Source organism: Melaminivora alkalimesophila, assembly GCF_000282995.1.
In the GTDB taxonomy this organism is placed as follows: Bacteria; Pseudomonadota; Gammaproteobacteria; order Burkholderiales; family Burkholderiaceae_C; genus Melaminivora; species Melaminivora alkalimesophila.
Window position 1 is genome coordinate 1 of record NZ_ALEE01000472.1, and the last position, 1,726, is coordinate 1,726.

At 70.2% G+C, this 1,726-nt stretch carries 1 protein-coding gene and 1 pseudogene; one reads left to right on the plus strand and one right to left on the minus strand.

Translation table 11 applies throughout. The annotated features are described in order from the left end of the window. Nucleotides 1-174, minus strand: a pseudogene (locus A612_RS17920) (sensor histidine kinase); the annotation flags it as partial. A gap of 75 nt (nucleotides 175-249) precedes the next feature. On the opposite strand from A612_RS17920, the gene argH reads away from it, so the two are divergent. Further along, a complete protein-coding gene (argH, locus tag A612_RS09130; protein ID WP_019374191.1) occupies nucleotides 250-1,713 on the plus strand; it encodes an argininosuccinate lyase in 1,464 nt (487 codons plus the stop codon). Nucleotides 1,714-1,726 lie beyond the last annotated feature (13 nt).

The following is a 1,726-nucleotide window of genomic DNA, read 5'->3' on the forward strand; positions in this document are numbered from 1 at the left end:
CCGCGCCAGCCATTCGGCGGGGGCGGCCGCGCCGAACATGGCGGCCACCGCCAGCACCAATTCCACCAGCAGCACGGCACGCAGCACCACGCCGACGTGGCAGGCGTCGAACACCGCCGCGGCCTGCGCGTCCGCCGCCGCGGAGGGGGTCGATAAAATTTGCTGCTTCTGCATCCCAGGCAACGCCGCCGAGGCGCCCGACCAGCCATTCCGGCCGGGCCCGCCTGCCACCACCGGATTATTGTCCCCATGACTTCTGTGCCCGCCACGCCCCCTTCCAACGACCAGCTCGCCACCAAGGCCCAGGCCTGGTCGGCGCTGTTCTCCGAACCCATGAGCGAGCTGGTCAAGCGCTACACCTCGAGCGTGTTCTTCGACCGGCGCCTGTGGCAGGCGGACATCGCCGGCAGCCTGGCACACGCCGAGATGCTTGCCGCGCAGGGGATCATCGGCGCCCAGGACCACGCCGACATCCAGCGCGGCATGGCCACCATCGCGCGCGAGATCGAGTCCGGCGAATTCGAGTGGCAGCTCGACCTGGAGGATGTGCACCTGAACATCGAGGCGCGCCTCACGCAGCTGGTCGGTGACGCCGGCAAGCGCCTGCACACCGGGCGCAGCAGGAACGACCAGGTGGCGACCGACGTGCGCCTGTGGCTGCGCGGCGAGATCGACCTGATCGCGGGCCTGCTGGCCGACGTGCAGCGCGCGCTGGTGGAGGTGGCCGAGCGGAACGTGGAGGTGATCCTGCCGGGCTTCACCCACCTGCAGGTGGCCCAGCCCGTGAGCTTTGCCCACCACCTGCTGGCCTACGTCGAGATGTTCGCGCGCGACGCCGAGCGCATGCAGGACGTGCGCCGGCGCGTGAACGTCCTGCCGCTGGGCAGCGCGGCGCTGGCCGGCACCACCTATCCGCTCGACCGCGAGCGCGTGGCGCGCACCCTGGGGATGGAGGGCGTGTGCCAGAACTCTCTGGACGCCGTGAGCGACCGCGACTTCGCCATCGAATTCACGGCCGCCGCCAGCCTGGTGATGGTGCACGTCTCGCGCCTGTCGGAGGAGCTGATCGTCTGGATGAGCCAGAACTTCGGCTTCATCCGCATCGCCGACCGCTTCACCACTGGCTCGTCGATCATGCCGCAGAAGAAGAACCCGGATGTGCCGGAGCTGGCGCGCGGCAAGACCGGCCGCGTGGTCGGCCACCTGATGGCCCTGATCACCCTGATGAAGGGCCAGCCGCTGGCCTACAACAAGGACAACCAGGAAGACAAGGAGCCGCTGTTCGACACGGTGGACACGCTCAAGGACACGCTGCGCATCTTCGCCGAGATGATCGGCGGCCAGCCCAATCCGGCCACCGGCGCCAAGGAGGGCGGCATCACGGTGAACGCGGACGCCATGCGCGCCGCTGCACTCAAGGGCTACGCCACGGCCACCGACCTGGCGGACTACCTGGTGAAGAAGGGCCTGCCGTTTCGCGACGCGCACGAGACCGTGGCGCACGCGGTGCGCGCGGCGGTGGAGCGCGGCGTGGACCTGGCCGAGTTGCCGCTGCAGACGCTGCAGGGCTTCCACCCGGCCATCGAGGCCGACGTCTTCGAGGCGCTGAGCCTGGAGGGGTCGCTGAATGCGCGCAACACCCTGGGCGGCACGGCGCCGGCCCAGGTGCGTGCGCAGCTGGCGCGCCACCGGGCACGGCTGGCGGAAGGCTGAGACACTCCTGCCG

Excerpts from the sequence above, each read along its gene's own strand:
- argH (WP_019374191.1), top strand. The coding sequence starts at position 250 with ATGACTTCTGTGCCCGCCACGCCCCCTTCCAACGACCAGCTCGCCACC.